This window comes from Nocardia sp. 852002-20019_SCH5090214 (assembly GCF_001665865.1).
Taxonomy (GTDB): Bacteria; Actinomycetota; Actinomycetes; order Mycobacteriales; family Mycobacteriaceae; genus Nocardia; species Nocardia nova.
Map to the genome: position 1 here is coordinate 11,359 of NZ_LZMK01000244.1, position 17,247 is coordinate 28,605.

A 17,247-nucleotide genomic window follows, 5' to 3' on the forward strand; every position below is an offset into this window, starting at 1 on the left:
GGATTCAGTCGGCGCTCAAGATCAGAACGTTGTAATACTGGGCACCGGACCCCGCGCCGGCGACCAGCCCGGTTCGAGCGCCCGCCACCTGCCGGGCGCCGCTCCGTCCGCGGATCTGCCGGACGGCTTCGATGATCTTCAATGTGGGTGCGCCCCAACCGATGTGGCTGAAGGAAAGAACGCCCCCGTCGGTGCAGGTGGGAAGTCCGCCATCGATGCCGATACCGATATCGAGAGCAAAGGGTCCGCCGTCGCCCTGTTTGCAGAATCCCAGTGCCTCGTACTGCCTGAGTACCTCGGCGGAATTGACGTCATAGAGCTGCACGAAGTCGAGGTCACCGGGTTCGAGTCCGGCGGTACCGAACGCCCGCCGGGCGGCGTCGGCCCCGATCGTCCACACATCGTCGTACAGGGGAGGGTCTACGTACTGTTGGCGCATCCACTCGGCGCCACCGCCGAGGATCCGCACCGGCGCCGAGTCCAGGTCTCTGGCCCGCTCCATCGTTGTGACAACCAGCGCGGCGGCGCCCTCGTTGGCCAGGCACACTTCCAGACGCGTGAAGGGATCGACCAGTGGCGGGGCGGCGAGGACGTCATCGGCTGTGTACGGGCCGCGGCCGGCCATCACAGCATCGGGGTTGATCGATCCTGTGTTGCGGATGGTCGCGGCGACCGCGGCCATCGCTTCCCGCGCATGCGGATATTCGTACAGGTAGCGCTGCGCGACCAGCGCGAATTGGGCGGTGGTGAACGATCCGTAGGGCTCGACGAATTCGTTCGCGGGACGGGTGTAGGAGGCGACCCGGCCGGCTTCGGCGTTCATGACGCCCGCTTGTCCACCGGTGATCAGCACGGTGTGGCACTGGCCCGTGGCGATTGCCGCGGCGGCGTCGAGCACTGCGGGGACTCCCTGCGGATAGGTGTCGCCGATCCATCGCACCGGAATACCCAATAATCCTGCCCAGTCGGCCGATCCGGGTTGGAAAACGGTGCCGCCGGGGCCGGGCCATCTAGCGCAGATGCCGTCGACCTCGGTTCGATCGATGCCGGCGTCGGCGAGCGCGGCTTTGGCCGCCCGCACACTGGCTGACAGCGAATTCATGTCGAGCCGCCTGGCCTGCTCCGTCATTCCGACACCGACGATGGCGATGTCGTGGAAGGGATGCGCGGTCATGACACTGCGGCCGGTGCGTCGAGCTGTTCACGGATCTTGGCTTTGACCGTTTTGCCGACCGCGTTTCGTGGCAGGTCCTGCCAGACTTCGATTCGTTCCGGCACCTTGATGCTGGGAAGGCCGTGGTCGCGGCACCACTGCATCAGCTCCTCGGCTACGGGAGCCGCGGGTCCGCTCGGGACAACCACCGCGGCGATGGCCTCACCCCATTCAGGGTCGTCCAGTCCGACGACGGCCGCATCGCGTACCTGCTCGTGCAGCGTCAGGACGTTCTCGATTTCGGTGGGCGCGATATTGAAGCCGCCGCGAATGATGAGGTCCTTCTTTCGGCCCACGATCTTCAGATAGCCGTCCGTTGTCCATTGTCCGATGTCACCGGAATGCATCCAGCCGTCGATGAGTACTTCCGATGTCCGGTCCGGTTCGCGGTAGTAGCCGGCCATCGTGTGCGGGGTTCCGAAGACAACTTCGCCCGATTGTCCCGCCGCTACGTCGGCACCGGTCTCGTCGACGAGCCGGACCATGACCTCCAGCGACTCCTTACCGCAGGTCGCGAACAGCTCGGGACGTCCGGCCGCGGCGAGGGCGTGATCGCTCTTGCGAAGCATCGTCCCGATCGAGGCGATTTCGGCCATTCCGTAGAGCTGGATGAAGATCGGGCCGAAACGTTCGATCAAAGCGGCGACTCGGTCCGGGGCGATAGGCGCTGATCCGTATCCGATCGTCCGCAGCGTGGGGATCGATTCGACGCTGACGTCGGATTCGAGTAGCCGGATGAGCATGGTCGGCACCAGAAAGGTGTGGGTGACGTCGTTCGCGCGCACATCGGCGACGAAGCGCTCGGGCTTGAAACCGCGCGAGTCCATGAATCCGATCGCGCCGCCGAGGAGGGTGAGGGGTGCGATGGTGATCTGCATGCTCGAGTTGTGAGGGATGGCAATCAACCACCGCGTATCGGCCGTCAGCTCGTATTCGCTCACGGCCACGGCAGCGTGTTGCAGCGTCGCGCCGACGCTGAAGAGGATCCCTTTCGGCCGACCGGTTGTGCCGCTCGAGTACACGATGCAGAAGTCGTCACCCGGCCCCACTTCGCGCTCGGTGCGCGGCGCTGCGGCCGACGCGGTGCTCAGCTGCGCCTCGTACTCGCTGTCGTCATCGATATCCAGGACGACGACATCGCTGCCCTCGGTGAGCCGCCGGGCCATCGGCGCCAGCTCGGAGTCGGCCAGAATGATCTTCGGTCGGCAGTTGTCGAAGATTTCGGTGTACTCGGGTTCGCCCAGACGAAAATTCAGCCCGACATAAACGGCTCCTGCCTTCGCGCAGCCGCCGACCAGTTCGAGCACCTCCGGACGGTTGGCGACCAAGGCGGCGACGCAATCGCCGCGGTGCACCCTGTAGCGCTCGATGAGCAGATTCGCAAGGCGGCAGGCTCGGTCGTTGACTTCGGACCAGGTCCGCGACCGCGTGCTGCTGAAACACGCGAGTCCGTCGGGGTTGCGCCGAGCGTTCCTGCTGAATGCGAGTCCGATGTTCATCGCAGATCCTCTATATCGGTGGTTTGGAAAGCGGGAAGGGTCCAGTGCTCATCGACCTCGAGCCAGGTGACCTCGACTCGAGTGCCGATCGGAGTTGGCGCCGGGCCAGTGGCGACGATGTTCGCGAGCATGTGCCACCCTTCGTCGATTTCGACGATTGCCAGTTCATACGGTGCGGGCAAGGCTGGTGACGGCGAGCGGTGAACGCGGGTGCTGCTGTAGACGAATCCACGGCCGATGCTGATCCGGTAGTTCCACCGCTCTCCGAGACAGTGCGGACAGATCAATTGCGGAGTGAAGAAGCTGCGGTCGCAGTCGTCGCAGACCGGACGGATCAGACGATGGTTGCGAGCGGCTTCCCAGAACGGCGCCGTCAGCTCGGTCGGGGAGGGAAGCGGCCGCGTGAATTGCACCGCCATCAGCGCCCGCCCACGAGCAGGTAATGAGCTGCTACCGACACCGGCATACCGATGGTGACGCCACGGTCGCGTGCGGGGCCGTTGCAGGCGCTGATCATCCCCTCGCGGTAGCCGCGAAAGGCGTCCCCGATCGGCGCGGTCCGCCCATCGATGCAGGCGCCGGCCAGCCCTGCCTCCTCGGCGGTCCGCAAGCCCACGATGCCCGAGTCGTTCTTCGACATGCCGCCGTCGTGGCAGATGAAGGCCCATGGGTCGGCCTCGATCAGGAATTTCGCGCCACTGCGGCCGGTGTGTCCCGCTGTGACCATGACGCTGCGACCGGCGTCCTCGGGGAGTGCCCAGACGATGGAATCGGTGACGACGACACGGCGGCCGTCGGGCAACTCCTCGAAGATCTTCCGCCGGATCTTGTTGCCCACGGTCGTATCGCCGGGATCGTTGTCGCGGAGCAGCTCCGCCGCGACGCGAACGGGCATCCCGACCGATACCCCGACGAGTTCGGCGTGGTAATTCACATAAGAAATGACCCCGCTGTCGTAGAGATCGCGGCCGTTGCCCATCTCGACCGTCATACCGTCCGCGGTCGCGGCGGGGATGCCGAGGGATTCCAGATACCACAGCCCGGCGATGCCTGCGCCGTCCTTGCCGACACACGCGTCGTGCCCGATCACGCCACGTGGGCGGTGCACCGCACACATCCGGGCGGGCAGGACGCCGATGTAGGACGCCGGTAGGACGACGTCGCGCCCGGTGTTCCGCTCATCGACCCAGCGCGCTGAGTCCATAATGACGATGCGGCGCCCGTTGTTTTCGGAGACGACCTCCTGAGGATGGTCACTCTCTCGTTCGAGCAGGGTTTTTCCCACTTCGTTCTCCTCACCGGCTGGGCCGCGGAACCTCTCACGGCCGAAATCTATCAATATCATAGTCATATTTTAGTGGGTATGAGAAGTGCGTCGGGCGAACTCTGGACATCCCTCGCCAGGCTTGTTCCGTGTGGGCGGTCACTCTGGCAGGGCTTACCGACGGCCAAGAAACATGATTATATTATTACTGTTAATCGTCCCTTGCTCGGTCGTTGGGTAAGGCGTCTCGAGATGTGAGGAGAAATTCGTGAATCTTGATGGAACATCTGCGCTGATCACCGGCGGTGCGTCCGGTCTAGGCTTGGCCAGTGCCAGAGCGCTGGCCAAGCGCGGCGCGCACGTGACGATTCTGGATCTGCCCACATCCGCCGGCGCGGAGGTCGCCGAAAGCTTCGGTGGCAGCGCCGACTTCGTGGCCGCCGACGTCACCGACGAGGTTTCGGTGGCGGCCGCGCTCGACCAGGCCGAGGCTCACGGCCCGTTGCGTGCCGTTGTCCACTGTGCGGGGCGTAGCCACACCACGCGCATCCTCGACAAGCAGGGTCGGCCCAACCCGCTGGAGAACTACGCGGGTGTCATTCACACCAATCTGATCGGCTCCTACAACGTGCTGCGGCTGAGCGCTGGTCGGATGGTGCACAACGAGCCGCTGGACGGGGATCGCGGAGCCATCGTGATGACGGCGTCCGTCGCAGCATGGGAGGGACAGGTCGGTCAAATCCCCTACGCCTCGTCGAAGGCGGGCGTCGTCGGCATGACCATCGTCGCCGCGCGCGATCTCGCCACCTACCAGATCCGAGTGGCGACCATCGCTCCCGGCATTTTCGACACGCCGCTGCTCGCCCGGCTTCCCGAGAACGTCCGGGAGAAGCTCGGACAATCGGTGCCGCATCCCAGCCGTCTCGGCGATCCGGCGGAGTTCGGGGCACTCGCGGTCCACATCATGGAAAATCCCATGATCAACGGTGAAACCATCCGCCTCGACGGCGCTATCCGGATGGCCGCGCGATGAGCGCCCCCGCGTACGCCTCGTCACTGCTGATCGACGAATTACCCCAGGGCGTAGTCGTTCTCACGATCAACCGACCGGAAGCCCGCAATGCCATCGACCTCGCCACCGCGGAGGCGATCAGCCGCACGTTCGACGTCTTGGACGATGATCCCGAATGCCGGGCGATCGTCCTGGCCGGCGCCGGCGGCCATTTCTCGGCGGGCATGGATTTGAAGGCCTTCCGGGCAACCGGCGAACGCCCCGTCGACGCGAAACGCGGCGCGTTCGGCCTGGTACGCAAACCACCGAGCACCCCGCTGATCGCCGCGGTGGAAGGCGCGGCCGTGGGCGGAGGCTTCGAGATGGCCTTGGCCTGCGACTTGATCGTCGCCGCCGAGAATGCAGTGTTCGGGCTGCCTGAGGTGCGGAGGGGCCTTACCGCCGCGGGCGGTGGTCTACTGCGATTGCCCTCGCGGATCCCCTACCACCTGGCCATGGAGGCGATTCTGACCGGTCGCCAACTGTCCGCCGCGTGGTGTGCGGAGCGCGGTCTGGTGAATCGGGTGGCTGAACCCGGCCACGCTCGCCGGCTAGCGGTGGAACTTGCCGAGGAGATCGGCCGGAACGGGCCTCTGGCAGTGCGTGCGTCGAAACAGGTGATCGTCGAGTCCGGTGATTGGTCTGCGGCCGAGGCTTTCTCCCAGCAGGAAGCCATCGTCGATCCGGTGCGCCACTCGGCCGATGCTCGCGAAGGAACCGCGGCGTTCGCCGAGAAACGTGAACCCCGGTGGTCGGGAAGCTGACAGGAGCGTCGGATGCAGCCGAGGACTAGCCGTGCCACCACCGTGCACGACATGACACCGCATGCCTATGCGCCCCGGATGCCGCCGAAACGCTCCGAAGTCATCGCGCAGCGGATCGTCAAGGAGATCCGCAATCGCAAGCTGCGCCCTGGGGATCCGCTTGCGCCGGAGCCGGAGATGTGTGCCGGCTACGGCGTCGGGCGGAGCACGCTCCGGGAAGCGTTGCGAATACTCGAACTACTCGGGGTACTCGAGGTTCGGGCGGGCCGGGGTGGTGGGCCGGTGGTCGCCGCCCCCAACTCACGGCACCTCGCCAGTACCCTCGCGCTGCTGATGCAGTTCTCGGAAACCACGTTCGCGTCGGTTGTCGAGATGCGGGGATACCTCGAGCCGATCGCGGCATCGCTGTGTGCGGCACGTCGAAGCGGAGAAACGGTCGTCGCCTTGAAGGAGTCGGTGGCCACGATGCGTGCCAACCTCGACGACGAGGTCGTTTTCCTCGAAGAGAACCACAACTTCCACAGCCTGGTCGCCGACGGCACGAAGAACCCGCTGATTACCTACGTATCGAATTCGCTCGACTGGATTCTCGACGGCGCGCCGCTAGGGGTGCAGTTCACCCGGAGTGCGCGCCGGTCGGTTCTCGCCGTGCACGAGGCGATCTGCGAAGCGATCGCCGAGGGTGAGGTCGAGGAAGCGGGAAAGGCGATGCAGCAGCACATCGCCGAGGCGGGGCGATACTACGACAAGAAATTTCCTGACGTGATGAGTCAAGTGGTGACGTGGGAGCTCTACGGGCTCTGACCCGTGCTACGACGTCACGTATCAACTCATCCCGAAGCGGCCGGCCGGATCCATCGAGAACGATCGATCCGGCCGGCCGCTTCGTATCGAGCCGCTGTTCGGTTCACGCGTACACCGCGACGTCCTCACCTTCGACGCGGATCTCGTACACCCGGGCGCGCAGTTTCAATCGCGGGGCGAGAACAGACTTCCCGTCCGATAGGTTGAATTCGAAGCCGTGCCAGGGGCAGCGCACGATTTCGCCGTCCCGTCCCCATTCGTAGGTGTCCGGCGCACTTTCGAGCATCATCCCCGTGGGCGCGTGGGTGCACAGCGGCGCGCCCTTGTGCGGGCAGGTGTTGCGCATCGCGTGAAGGGTGCCGTCGACGTTGAAGACGGCAACCTCCACGCCGTCGATATCGACGACGCAGCGCGTATCGCCGGGAAAGTCTTCCGGTTTGCCGATTACATGGCGTGTCATTCTTGTACTCCAGTCATGGGGCAGGGGATCGCCCTGCGGGGTGGGACTGCGGCGCGTCAGAGGCGCTCGATCAACATGGCGGTGCCGAGGCCGCCGCCACAGCAAATGGTGACGAGACCGAGGTGGGAATCGGTGTGCTCCAGTCGGTTGACAATCGTGGTGAGCAACCGAGCACCGGTGGCGCCCAGCGGATGCCCGATCGCGATCGCTCCGCCCCAAGCATTGAGTCGGCTCATATCCGGTTGGAACTCGCGCTGCCAGGCGAGCACCACCGACGCGAAGGCCTCGTTGATCTCGATCGCATCGATGTCGTGGATGCGCAGATCATTTCGCTCGAGGATGCGCTTGGTCGCGACAATCGGGCCGGTCAGCATCTCGACCGGATCAACGCCGAGTACTACCTGGTCCACCACGCGCGCACGCGGCCGCAGCCCCATCTCTTGTGCGAACTGCCCGCTGGTGAGCAATATCGCCGCGGCACCGTCGGAGATCTGCGAGGAATTGCCGGCGGTGACCTTCCCGTCTTCGGCGAAGACGGGCTTCAGTGTCGCCAAGGCCTCCGGTGTCGAATCGGGCCGGATACCCTGATCGGCGTCGATCTTCACGCCGTCGGCATCGATGGGATGTATCTCCCGAGCGAGGTGTCCATCTCGGGCAGCCGCCGCAGCGCGCTGGTGCGAGTGTGCGGAGAATTCGTCCATCTCGGCGCGGCTGATTCGATAGGCGTCGGCCAGTCGTTCGGCCGCGACACCCTGGGATACCAGCGCGTAGCGGGAGCGCAACTCGGCTGTGAACGCCTGGCCCCAGTGTTCCTGTGCGCCTTGATTCACCCGGAACCCGTTGCGGCCCATGTGTTCTACCCCAGCCGCGATCACGGCGCGGTCGATCCCGGCCCGGATCGATGACGAGGCGAAATGTGCGGCCTGCTGGCCCGAACCGCAGCGGATGTCCACCGTTGTGGCACCGGTGCCGGCGGGGAGCCCCTTCTGCAGCCACGCGCTGCGGGCGATCCCGGAGGACTGTTCGGCGATCTGGTTGGCGCAGCCGGCGATCACATTGTCGATGAGGGCCGGATCGATACCGGCTCGCTGCAGAACTCCCTGATAGCACTGACCCAGCAGATCGGCAGGGTGGACGTTGCGGAACACCCCCTTCTCCGCGTGCCCTCGCCCCACCGGCGAGCGGACGGCCTCGATGATGACGGCGTCCTGCGCGGCGTCGGGTTTTCTCATCGCACGACTCCCAATGTCGCTGAATCGGTTCCGGCCGCCGACACTCGGCTGACGAGCTCCTTGGAGATGCCGAGCCGGAGAATTTCCGAGGACCCCTCATAGACCCGCATAGGGCGGGCCTGCCGGTAGAGCCGTTCGAGCTTGGAATCACGGACGAGCCCGAAGCGGCCGGAGATCTGCACCGCCCGGTCGGTGATGCGTCCGGCGGTCTCGCTGGCGACCAATTTCGCCATGGAGCTGAGGTGCAGGGATGCGGCCGGGTCGATCCGCGCCGCATCGGCCGCTTGGTAGGTCAGCAGACGAGCGGCCTCGAGTTCGGCCCAGGAGCTGCCGAGCATGTCGGCGACCGCACCGAGTTTGGCCAGCGGTCGTCCGAACTGGACCCGGGTACCCGCGTGCCGCGCTGCCTCTTTCAGGGCGGCCTCGGCCAGGCCGATCGAGGCACCCGCGACCGAGACGCGGAAGACCGCGAGGGTCGCGAGTACATGCTCGAGCCCGTGGCCGCTCTCGCCGATCCGGTTGGTCTCGTCCACTTCCACATCATTGAAAGCAAGTTCGGCGAGGATGTGGGGGGCGATGATTTCCGGCGTGGGCGTGATCTCCAGGCCGGGCGCGTCGGCGGGCACGAGGAACAGGCTCAGCCCGGCGTGCTCGCGGGCCAGAACACAGTAGAACCCGGCGGCGCCGCCGTTGGAGATGAACGACTTGTTGCCGTTGAGAACCAGCCGGTCGCCGTCGCGGCGAACCTCGGTGACGATATTCTTCAGGTCCGAACCAGCGTCCTGCTCGGTGAGCCCCAGTCCAGCGAGAACCTCCCCGGACGCCACCTTGGGCAGCCAGTGGTCGCGTAAGGCGTCGCTGCCCGCTCGCGCCAGGCCGAAACTGCCGATGCCCTGCAGGGCGAAAAGCGAATCCAGGTGGGCGGAGGTGCCCATCAGCACCTCGCGCACAATGCTGACGGCCAGCGGGTCCACGGAGTCGAAACGCCCTCCCCATCTGGCCGGCACCATCAGCGCCCACAGACCGCTGTCGGCGAGCATCTTGTGCACACCCTCGTGCACTGTGCTCATCGCGTCGGCTTCCACGGCCAGCGGTTCGACCGCAGCCGCGAGGGCGATCGCCTCCTCGCGGATATCGAGATACGTCTGATCCAATTCGAATGACATTCGTTTTCCTTCTCTACACAGGTACTGAACAGGCCGGCCCGGCTGCACTGCGCCGAATGCACCGGAGTGGGCACTGTCCGCGTCCTGGAACGGGATTCACAGGTCCAACCTGAGGCAGTCGCCTTTGGCGCGGGAGACGCAGATCAACATGCATTCACCGCTGGCGCGCTCACTCTCGGTCAACACCACGTCGTGGTGTTCCGGGGTGCCCTCGAGCACCACCACCTCGCAGGTCCCGCAGGTGCCCTCTTCGCACGATGCGTCGACCTCGACGCCCACCTCGAGCAACGCCGCGAGAATGCTCTTGTCCGCGGGAACGGTCACGGTCGTGCCGGATTGGGCGAGTTCCACCCGGATCGGGCGCGCGCCGCTGAGGTCCGGAAGGTCCGCGCGGAATCGTTCGACGTGTAATGCGCCTGCGGGCCAAAAACTTTCACAATGCTCCTCGATCGCGGCGAGCAGCGGTTCCGGGCCGCAGCAGTAGACCGCGACATCGGGTTCGGGAACCGCCAGTTCGGCCGCCAGGTCGAGCAGCCCTTCGGTGTCCTGTGGGTGCAGCTTCACCTTCTCGCCGTAGCGGGCCAGTTCGTCACGAAAGGCCAACGACTGCAGTGAGCGTCCACCGTAGAGCAGGCTCCACGGGGTGCCCGACGCCTCCGCCGCGCGGATCATGGGCAGGATCGGAGTGATGCCGATACCGCCGGCGACAAATTTGTACATGCTGGCCGGCTCGAGCGGGAAGTTGTTGCGCGGCCCGCGGCAGTCGACCGTCGCCCCGGTGTGGAGTTCGTCGTGAATGTAGACCGAACCGCCGCGGCTGTTCGGCTCGCGCAACACGGCGACCGTCCAGGTCGTGCGATCGGCGGGATCTCCGCACAGCGAGTACTGCCTGGCCAGTCCGTTGTCGAGCTTCATCTCCACATGCGCGCCGGGCGCCCACGAAGGAAGTAGGGCACCCGTTTCGGAGGTCAGATCCAGGGCAACAATGTCGGATGTCAGCATTCGCCGGTTGCCGACCACAAGTCGGAGGTCGACTTCCGGATCGTTCGTAGTCATCATCAGATTCCTCAGCGTCGAGGCACTCTGCTCAATTGATGCGGTCACCGTAGAACTCCCGCGGGGTGTCGAACATGATCCGGCGCTGCAGATCTTCCGGGAGCCCGGCGAGGGCATTGACCGGGTCGTTGTAATTCCAATGCGGGTAGTCGGAGCTGAACATCAACACCTGCTCGGCATTGATCATGTCCATCAGTGCGGTCAGATGCTGACGCTTGGGCGGTTCGACGAACGGCTGCGTCGTGAACCGCATATTGCTGTTGAGGTAGTCGCTCGGATGGCGCTTGACCCAAGGGATCTCATCGCGCAGCCCGTGCCAGTCCGCGTCGAGCTTCCAGGTCAGTTCCGCAATCCATGCGATACCGCCCTCCGCGATGACGACCTTCAGCTCGGGGAAGCGTTCGAACACCCCGTGGCACAGCAGGCTTGCGGTGTTTGCCTGATGGATCTGGCCGAGCAGGGCGTGCCACTCGATGTAGTAGGTCGGAGTTCCAGCCATGCGGGGTGCGCGAGCGTAGACGTTCTCGGTGCCACTGGGGTGTACGCAGATGGGCAGTCCGTGGCGTTGCGCGGCTTCATAGATGGGGTAATAGTGCTTCTCGCCCATCAGAATGTCGTGCAAAGGCATGAAGATCTCGACAATTCCCGGGCGGTCGGCGACCCTGTCGATCTCCTTGACCGCGAGTTCCGGATCCTGTGGGGCGATGACCAATCCGCCGCGGTAGCGCCGGTCGAACTGGAGCCAGCGCTCACACATCCAGTCGTTGTATGCGGCGGCGATGGTGGCTGCCACCTGCGGGTCGGGCATGGCTCCGAGGCCCAGCAAGTGGCCCGACAGCAGAATCGCCCGATCGATGCCGCGGCCGTCGAGCAGTTGCGCGGCGGTGAAGGCGGGATCGGTCGCCGGCGCCATCCCCGGTCGTGCGGTGTCGCCGCGCATACCTCCGGACGAGTTGATGTAGAGGTAATCGAGCGGCAGGTGGAACTGAGACGTCGCGTACCCCGCTGCCCAATCGTCGGAAAGCCCGATGCCTAGGCGTTGTTGCCATGCCTTGCTCATGTACGGCACCAACGTCGCCAGCCCCTTGTCCATGTAGGGGTGAACGTCGGAGTCGATAATCGCGAGTTTCGTCTCCTGCCTATCGGCCTGGATGGCTTCGTATGCGGTGGTCATGGCGGGTTTCCTTGCTTCGGCTACAGTGCGGAAAATAGGTGTATGTTATGCACATTACAGTCGGTGTTGGGGGTTGTCGAGACTCGGGTGGCTCGGGAGTGGATCCGTCGGCAGATCGGCGGTCGAGGCACTTGTCTTGTTCGTAAAACATGACTATGTTATACCCATTAAAGTGTTGTCTCCGTCACAATCTGGTTGCACGGAGAACGAATTCGAGAGGTCAAGATGTCAACTACTGCCGCAACCGCACGCACGCTCGATGTCGACGTGCCCGCGCTCGACAAGGTGTTCATCGCGGGGGAGTGGGTCGATCCGGCGGGGACCGGAACGATCGATGTGGTGATGCCCTCCACCGAGGAGGTCGTGGCGACCGTGCCCGCACCCGGTGCTGTGGACGCCGACGCCGCTGTCGCCGCAGCCAGGGCGGCATTCGACGAAGGCCCCTGGCCGCGCATGTCGCCTGAACAGCGGGCGAAAATCTGTCGCGCCTTCGCCGATGAGCTCGAAACGCGACTGGATGCGTTGAACCGCGCGTGGATGTTCGAATCCGGATACACGCGCGCACACGGCGAGATGATCAACTCCGGTGCCGGGCGGGCGATTTGGGGCCACGCTATCGAGATCGCCCCCGGCTTGGCTTGGGAGCAGACGCGCACGAACGCCACCAGCGAGGTGCTGGTCCAGCATCGTCCGATCGGAACGGTGCTCGCAATCCTGACCTACAACGGCCCGGTTCCGTTGATGGGTATGAAGGTCATCCCCGCGCTGCTCGCGGGATGTACCGTCGTGGTCAAGTTCGCGCCGGAGTCGCAACTGACTTCGCGACTGATCATGGACGCCGCCGCGGCCGCCGGTTTTCCGGCGGGCGTCATCAGTGGTCTCGCGGCGGAGTTGGAGACGAGTAAATATCTGGTCGCGCACCCGGGTATCGACATGGTCCACATGACCGGCGGCACGGCGGTGGCGAAGGAGGTTGTGAAGCAGACCTCGGAGCGGCTGGCGCGTACCGGTCTGGAACTGGGCGGAAAGTCACCTGCGATCATCGCCGACGACGTCGACATCGATGAGGTCTTGGCGACGCTGGTTCCGGGGGCGATCGGCGGGTGCGGCCAGGTGTGCGTCGCCCTCAGCCGGATTCTGGTCTCTCGCAAGCGGTATGACGAGGTCGTCGACAAGCTCGCCGAGGCGTTCACCGCGATCAAGGTCGGTGACCCGTTCGCCCCGGACACCGATCTCGGTCCATTGGCAAACAAGCGCGCTCTCGAACGCACCGAACGGATGCTGGCCCGCGCGATCGAGCAGGGGGCGGTGGTCGCGGCCGGTGGCAAACGGCCGGATGGGATCACTCGCGGTTACTACTTCGAGCCCACCCTGTTGCGCGATGTCACCAGTGATATGGAAATCGCGCAGCAGGAGGTCTTCGGCCCGATCATCGTCGTCATCGCCTACGACGACATCGACGACGCGATACGGATCGCCAACGACACCGATTTCGGGCTCGCCGCATCGGTGTACGCCCGCGACCGTGACGCGGCGCTCGAGATCGCGCTGCGGATCCGGTCCGGCGGCGTGGCACTCAACCTCGCCGGCTGTTCGCTGACCGAACCCTTCGGTGGCGTCAAACAGTCCGGGTGGGGGCGTGAATGCGGCGCCGAAGGGATTCTCGAATTCACCGAGATCAAGCAGATCCTGCTGAGCGGCGCGTACTCGGGATAGCGCTGCTCGAATCAATGATCTTTTTCAGACGTCAGTAATTCGACAAGGAGGTCACTCTGATGACACAGAACCCACCCGTTCAGCCGTTCAAGCGAGATATGTTCACGGACTTCGACTTCGAGGATCGAGAGTTCAATGAACGCTTCGACGAGGTTCTGAACGAAATGGCAGCCAAATGCCCGGTCGCACATAGTTCAACCGGACACGGCTATAAGGTGATCAACACCTACAAAGATGTGAAGAAGGCCGCGCAGGATTGGCGGACATTCAGCTCCGCCAAGGGATACGCGCTCAACAGGCCGGAGGGAACGCCGACCATTCTGCCGGAGGAGTCCGACCCTCCCTACCACGACAAGTGGCGCAAGGTCCTCAACCCGTACTTCTCGCCGACTGCTGTCGCGGAATTCGAAGAGGAGATCCGCCGGATTGCGAACGAGCTGATCGACGGCTTCGAAGACAAGGAGCAATGCGACTTCGTTCGCGACTTCTCGGCGCACCTTCCCGGCATGGTGTTCTTCCGCTGCGTCATGGGAGTACCGGAGGAGGATCTGCCCGAACTCTTCGAAGGGATCGACAAGGGCACCTTCGGGCCGTTGGAAGAACGCCCGCAATACTTCCAGAAGGTGAACGACTATCTGGACTCCTATCTCGCGCAACGCAGTACGGAGCCGCCTCGCGGCGACGTGATCGATATCGTCAACGCTGGTGTCACGCGGGAAGACGGCACCCCCGCTCCGTGGGAGGACAAGGTCGCGATCGTGCTGGACCTTGTCTTCGGCGGTCTGGCTACGACGACCCACGCCATGACGGCGGCGGTGAATTATCTTGCCCAGCACCCGGAGGTGCGGAAGGAACTGCACGACGATCCCGCGCTGATTCCTCAGGCGGTCGAGGAATTCGTCCGACTTTTTGCGCCCGTCGTCGCACCGGCGCGTTATGTCACCCGGGATACGAAGCTCGGTGATCTCGAACTTCGAGAAGGCGACTGGATCGCGCTGAACTATGCCGCGGTGTCGCGCGATCCGGAAACGACGGACAACCCGACCACATTGAATATTCATCGGAAAGGTGTGGTGCATTCGGCATTCGGCATGGGGCCGCACCGTTGCCTGGGCTCTCATCTCGCCCGGCTCGAACTCAAGGTAACTCTCGAAGAATTCCTGCGTCGAGTCCCGAATTTCCATATCACCGAAGGAACTTCGGCGAAGACCGAAACGGGGCAACTACGGACGACGACATCGCTCGAGATCACTTTCGATCGCGATGACGAGGCGAAAGGCTGATCGCAATGAAGCTGAGGGTCGACGGAAATTTGTGCACCGGACACGGCCGGTGCTATTCGGTTGCCGAGGATGTCTACGCACCCGACGACGAGGGCTACTCGGCGAACCGCGATGTGGAACGCGAAGTGGCACCGGGGCATGAGGAGTCGGCGCGGCTGGGTGCCTACAGTTGTCCTGAAGGAGCAATTGTCCTGAGCGAAGATTGACCGCGGTGTCCGCGGGCGGCGGCGCCCGCGGCGGTCACAGCTCTGAGTGAACGACTACGGCCTGGAGAGCGCTCGCGCTCTCCAGGCCGTAGTCGTCTCGGCTCAGCTCGAAAGGCCCAGCAGGCGTGCGAGATTCAGCCCGAGAATCTGATCGACGTCGTCGTCGGCCAGACCCAGTTCGCGGACTGCCCGGATCTCGCGGGCCTGGTCGGCCATCGGCCAATCCGATGCGAACACGACACGTTCGGTCCCGTGTTTGTGAATGATCTTGCGAACTTCCCCGGGATCGAGTTCGGCGAGGCTGGGCGGCCACGACGTATCCACGTACACCGGCAGACCGATGACGATCTCCGCCGCAGCTTCGAATTGCCGGTACCCGCCGAAGTGACACGCGATGACGTCGAGTCGCGGGAAATTCCGCACCAGATCCGCGAGCATGCCCGGGCTGCAGATACCTTCGGAGTTCGTTGTGCTGATGGAGCCGATGTGAATGATCACCGCGAACTCGCCCTGCATCGCGTCGAGTAGTGGTGCGAGCCGCTCGTCGTCCAGCGCATAGCGCTGGAAGAACGGATGGATTTTCACTCCCCTCAACCCGTGCCGCCGCAGGCTGGCGAGATTCTCTTCGGGCGTCAAATCCGGGTGAACCGAGCCGAAGCCGAGGAAGTGGCCGGGGTCGAGTGAGGCCGAGAACCGGTTGGCCTTGTCGACCGCGGCGCCGTTGTTGGCGACCGCCAAGCAGACCGACCGATCGACTCCGGCTGCGGCCATCGACTTCTTCAGGCCGTCCTGTGTGCCGTCGCCGCGGCGCTCGAGATCGGGTACCGATCCGGCGAGGGCCTTCCGGGCGACCGAATCCGGCCAGATGTGGGTGTGCGCATCGATGATCACGACTGTTCCTCTCAGAGCCGGCTGACTTCGCCGCCGTCGATGACGACGACCGAACCGGTGACGAAATCGGACAACGGGGAGGCAAGGTAGGCCACCAGAGGCCCGAACTCGTCCGGCGCGCCCATCCGGGCGGCGGGGATCTTTCGCAGCCGTTTCGCGAGAATGTCCGGCGATTCGGTAACCGCGCTCTGCGCATCGGTCACGAAGGCGCCGGGTGCAATGGCGTTGACCTGGATGCCCTTCTTCGCCCATTCACCCGACAGCGCCTTCGTGAACTGCAGTACCGCGCCCTTGGACGAGGAGTAGGCGACCAACGTCGGCTTTCCCTTGATCCCTGATGTGCTGGCGATATTGATGATCTTGCCCGAACCCTGTGGCAGTAGATATCGCGCGGCCGCGCGCGTCAGGATGGCCGGTGCGCGGACGTTGACGTCGAAGACCTCGTCCCACACGTCCTGGGACTGTTCGTCGAATCGGCCGGCGGGCGCTATACCGGCATTGTTGACGACGATATCGAGGCGCCCGAAGGCGTCGACCGCCGCTTCCGCCAGTGCTGCGACAGCACCCATATCGCGCATGTCGCACGGACGCACCGCCGTGTGTCGCGGATAGTCGGCACGCAGCTTCTCGAGCGGCTCCCGTGACCGGGCAACGAGTAGCACCGAGGCCCCCTCGTCGAGCAACGCTTGCGCGGCGGCTCTTCCGAGCCCTCGACTCGCGCCGGTGACTATCGCAACCTTGCCGGCTAGTCGCAGGTCCATCGATTGATCCTTTCGGTTGTTCTGTGTGGGCTGGGATCGCGATCGGAACGCGACTCGAGGACTCGTCCGAGCGCTTGCGATCCAGAAATAATATGATTATATTTGCCATGTTAAACGGCGCGACGGATGAGCGCCAGCCCCCTCTGCTCGCATGCGACGCCCACTGCCGAGAGACCCGATCCGGGCGACGACGTGAAGCCAAATCGGTTGCAGCGCAATAAAGGAGATGAAGATGAGCGTGGAATTCGAGATCAACCAGACTGCGCACTACCCCTACCCGGCCGCCCAGGTGTGGCGACTGTGCGGTACGCCTGGTCGGATCGATCAGTGGCTGCCGGCCGTGAAAAAGTCGTGGATGGACGGCGACATCCGTTATGCGGAATTGGAGGGCGGCGCGGGGCAGGCGCGTGAACGCATCACCGAGCACAACGACGAGCAGTACTTCTACGCATACGACTACATCGACGGACCGTTGGTGCTGAAGGAGTTCAGCTCGCGCTTCGCGGTCTCCGCGGCGACCGACGGCGGCTGCACTGTTGTGTGGACTGCCCGATTCCGAGCCGACAGCGAGGCCGAGGGAGCCGGACTCAAGGAAGCCGTCGACGGCATGTATGAGGGTGGGCTGGAGCAGATCGGAGAAGTTCTACGCCCCGGTCGGGAGTGAGGGCTTCGACCATCGGCGACGACATAACACCGGTATGTGAAGG

Annotated in this window: 18 protein-coding genes; 7 read left to right on the forward strand and 11 right to left on the reverse strand. The window is 64.3% G+C overall.

Annotation, left to right across the window (positions count from 1 at the left end; all coding sequences use genetic code 11):
- Positions 1-4: 4 nt before the first annotated feature.
- From A5780_RS19350 to A5780_RS19365, 4 genes are read right to left on the reverse strand one after another with little or no spacing between them, the layout of a single operon-like run.
- Positions 5-1,174: a thiolase family protein gene (locus A5780_RS19350; protein WP_064909170.1), complete on the reverse strand. Its 1,170-nt coding sequence runs from the start codon at positions 1,172-1,174 to the stop codon at positions 5-7.
- Entirely contained in the window at positions 1,171-2,712 is a 1,542-nt protein-coding gene (locus A5780_RS19355; RefSeq protein WP_064909171.1) for a class I adenylate-forming enzyme family protein, read from the reverse strand. Before A5780_RS19355 ends, A5780_RS19350 begins: the two co-directional genes overlap by 4 nt.
- Positions 2,709-3,131 (reverse strand): Zn-ribbon domain-containing OB-fold protein, encoded by a 423-nt coding sequence (locus A5780_RS19360; RefSeq protein WP_064909172.1) that lies wholly within the window; start codon positions 3,129-3,131, stop codon positions 2,709-2,711. Before A5780_RS19360 ends, A5780_RS19355 begins: the two co-directional genes overlap by 4 nt.
- Positions 3,131-3,997, reverse strand: a complete 867-nt coding sequence (locus A5780_RS19365; RefSeq protein ID WP_064909173.1) for a hypothetical protein — start codon at positions 3,995-3,997, stop codon at positions 3,131-3,133. Before A5780_RS19365 ends, A5780_RS19360 begins: the two co-directional genes overlap by 1 nt.
- Before the next feature lie 247 nt (positions 3,998-4,244).
- Between A5780_RS19365 and A5780_RS19370 the strand changes: the two genes are divergently transcribed.
- The 3 genes from A5780_RS19370 to A5780_RS19380 are packed head-to-tail and all read left to right on the forward strand — an operon-like array spanning position 4,245 to position 6,595.
- Complete coding sequence (locus A5780_RS19370; protein WP_064909174.1) at positions 4,245-5,009, forward strand: SDR family NAD(P)-dependent oxidoreductase; 765 nt, start codon at positions 4,245-4,247, stop codon at positions 5,007-5,009.
- The gene (locus A5780_RS19375; RefSeq protein ID WP_064909175.1) at positions 5,006-5,791 is read left to right on the forward strand and encodes a crotonase/enoyl-CoA hydratase family protein; all 786 of its coding nucleotides are present in this window, start codon (positions 5,006-5,008) and stop codon (positions 5,789-5,791) included. The genes A5780_RS19370 and A5780_RS19375 overlap by 4 nt, the downstream gene beginning before the upstream one ends.
- A gap of 12 nt (positions 5,792-5,803) precedes the next feature.
- Entirely contained in the window at positions 5,804-6,595 is a 792-nt protein-coding gene (locus A5780_RS19380) for a FadR/GntR family transcriptional regulator (RefSeq protein ID WP_082976571.1), read from the forward strand.
- A 103-nt stretch (positions 6,596-6,698) separates the two neighbouring features.
- Here A5780_RS19380 and A5780_RS19385 read toward each other — a convergent pair whose 3' ends face one another.
- From A5780_RS19385 to A5780_RS19405, 5 genes are all read right to left on the reverse strand, one after another.
- Positions 6,699-7,055, reverse strand: coding sequence for a Rieske (2Fe-2S) protein (locus A5780_RS19385; RefSeq protein WP_064909177.1), 357 nt, complete (start codon positions 7,053-7,055; stop codon positions 6,699-6,701).
- 56 nt (positions 7,056-7,111) lie between these two features.
- Complete coding sequence (locus tag A5780_RS19390) at positions 7,112-8,287, reverse strand: thiolase family protein (RefSeq protein ID WP_064909178.1); 1,176 nt, start codon at positions 8,285-8,287, stop codon at positions 7,112-7,114.
- Positions 8,284-9,453, reverse strand: coding sequence for an acyl-CoA dehydrogenase family protein (locus tag A5780_RS19395; protein WP_064909179.1), 1,170 nt, complete (start codon positions 9,451-9,453; stop codon positions 8,284-8,286). The genes A5780_RS19390 and A5780_RS19395 overlap by 4 nt, the downstream gene beginning before the upstream one ends.
- A gap of 96 nt (positions 9,454-9,549) precedes the next feature.
- On the reverse strand, positions 9,550-10,512 hold the full coding sequence (locus A5780_RS19400) for a PDR/VanB family oxidoreductase (RefSeq protein WP_197521798.1): 963 nt from the start codon (positions 10,510-10,512) through the stop codon (positions 9,550-9,552).
- A 28-nt stretch (positions 10,513-10,540) separates the two neighbouring features.
- Entirely contained in the window at positions 10,541-11,683 is a 1,143-nt protein-coding gene (locus A5780_RS19405) for an amidohydrolase family protein (RefSeq protein ID WP_064909180.1), read from the reverse strand.
- A 225-nt stretch (positions 11,684-11,908) separates the two neighbouring features.
- Here A5780_RS19405 and A5780_RS19410 point away from each other — a divergent pair, with 225 nt between their 5' ends.
- The 3 genes from A5780_RS19410 to A5780_RS19420 are packed head-to-tail and all read left to right on the forward strand — an operon-like array spanning position 11,909 to position 14,888.
- Positions 11,909-13,399, forward strand: coding sequence for an aldehyde dehydrogenase family protein (locus A5780_RS19410; protein WP_064909181.1), 1,491 nt, complete (start codon positions 11,909-11,911; stop codon positions 13,397-13,399).
- A gap of 59 nt (positions 13,400-13,458) precedes the next feature.
- Complete coding sequence (locus A5780_RS19415) at positions 13,459-14,682, forward strand: cytochrome P450 (RefSeq protein WP_064909182.1); 1,224 nt, start codon at positions 13,459-13,461, stop codon at positions 14,680-14,682.
- 5 nt (positions 14,683-14,687) lie between these two features.
- Complete coding sequence (locus tag A5780_RS19420; protein ID WP_064909183.1) at positions 14,688-14,888, forward strand: ferredoxin; 201 nt, start codon at positions 14,688-14,690, stop codon at positions 14,886-14,888.
- Between the two features lie 102 nt (positions 14,889-14,990).
- On the opposite strand, the gene A5780_RS19425 is transcribed toward A5780_RS19420, so the two are convergent.
- Together A5780_RS19425 and A5780_RS19430 are read right to left on the reverse strand one after the other, a co-directional pair.
- A complete protein-coding gene (locus A5780_RS19425; protein WP_064909184.1) occupies positions 14,991-15,779 on the reverse strand; it encodes an amidohydrolase family protein in 789 nt (262 codons plus the stop codon).
- Positions 15,780-15,790: 11 nt separating this feature from the next.
- Complete coding sequence (locus tag A5780_RS19430; protein ID WP_064909185.1) at positions 15,791-16,540, reverse strand: SDR family NAD(P)-dependent oxidoreductase; 750 nt, start codon at positions 16,538-16,540, stop codon at positions 15,791-15,793.
- Between the two features lie 232 nt (positions 16,541-16,772).
- On the opposite strand from A5780_RS19430, the gene A5780_RS19435 reads away from it, so the two are divergent.
- The gene (locus A5780_RS19435; protein ID WP_197521799.1) at positions 16,773-17,204 is read left to right on the forward strand and encodes an SRPBCC family protein; all 432 of its coding nucleotides are present in this window, start codon (positions 16,773-16,775) and stop codon (positions 17,202-17,204) included.
- Positions 17,205-17,247: the final 43 nt, after the last annotated feature.

Coding starts and splice junctions, on each gene's coding strand:
- A5780_RS19350 (WP_064909170.1), bottom strand. CDS start 1,174: ATGACCGCGCATCCCTTCCACGACATCGCCATCGTCGGTGTCGGAATG.
- A5780_RS19355 (WP_064909171.1), bottom strand. CDS start 2,712: ATGAACATCGGACTCGCATTCAGCAGGAACGCTCGGCGCAACCCCGAC.
- A5780_RS19360 (WP_064909172.1), bottom strand. CDS start 3,131: ATGGCGGTGCAATTCACGCGGCCGCTTCCCTCCCCGACCGAGCTGACG.
- A5780_RS19375 (WP_064909175.1), top strand. CDS start 5,006: ATGAGCGCCCCCGCGTACGCCTCGTCACTGCTGATCGACGAATTACCC.
- A5780_RS19380 (WP_082976571.1), top strand. CDS start 5,804: ATGCAGCCGAGGACTAGCCGTGCCACCACCGTGCACGACATGACACCG.
- A5780_RS19385 (WP_064909177.1), bottom strand. CDS start 7,055: ATGACACGCCATGTAATCGGCAAACCGGAAGACTTTCCCGGCGATACG.
- A5780_RS19390 (WP_064909178.1), bottom strand. CDS start 8,287: ATGAGAAAACCCGACGCCGCGCAGGACGCCGTCATCATCGAGGCCGTC.
- A5780_RS19395 (WP_064909179.1), bottom strand. CDS start 9,453: ATGTCATTCGAATTGGATCAGACGTATCTCGATATCCGCGAGGAGGCG.
- A5780_RS19400 (WP_197521798.1), bottom strand. CDS start 10,512: ATGATGACTACGAACGATCCGGAAGTCGACCTCCGACTTGTGGTCGGC.
- A5780_RS19405 (WP_064909180.1), bottom strand. CDS start 11,683: ATGACCACCGCATACGAAGCCATCCAGGCCGATAGGCAGGAGACGAAA.
- A5780_RS19410 (WP_064909181.1), top strand. CDS start 11,909: ATGTCAACTACTGCCGCAACCGCACGCACGCTCGATGTCGACGTGCCC.
- A5780_RS19415 (WP_064909182.1), top strand. CDS start 13,459: ATGACACAGAACCCACCCGTTCAGCCGTTCAAGCGAGATATGTTCACG.
- A5780_RS19420 (WP_064909183.1), top strand. CDS start 14,688: ATGAAGCTGAGGGTCGACGGAAATTTGTGCACCGGACACGGCCGGTGC.
- A5780_RS19430 (WP_064909185.1), bottom strand. CDS start 16,540: ATGGACCTGCGACTAGCCGGCAAGGTTGCGATAGTCACCGGCGCGAGT.
- A5780_RS19435 (WP_197521799.1), top strand. CDS start 16,773: ATGAGCGTGGAATTCGAGATCAACCAGACTGCGCACTACCCCTACCCG.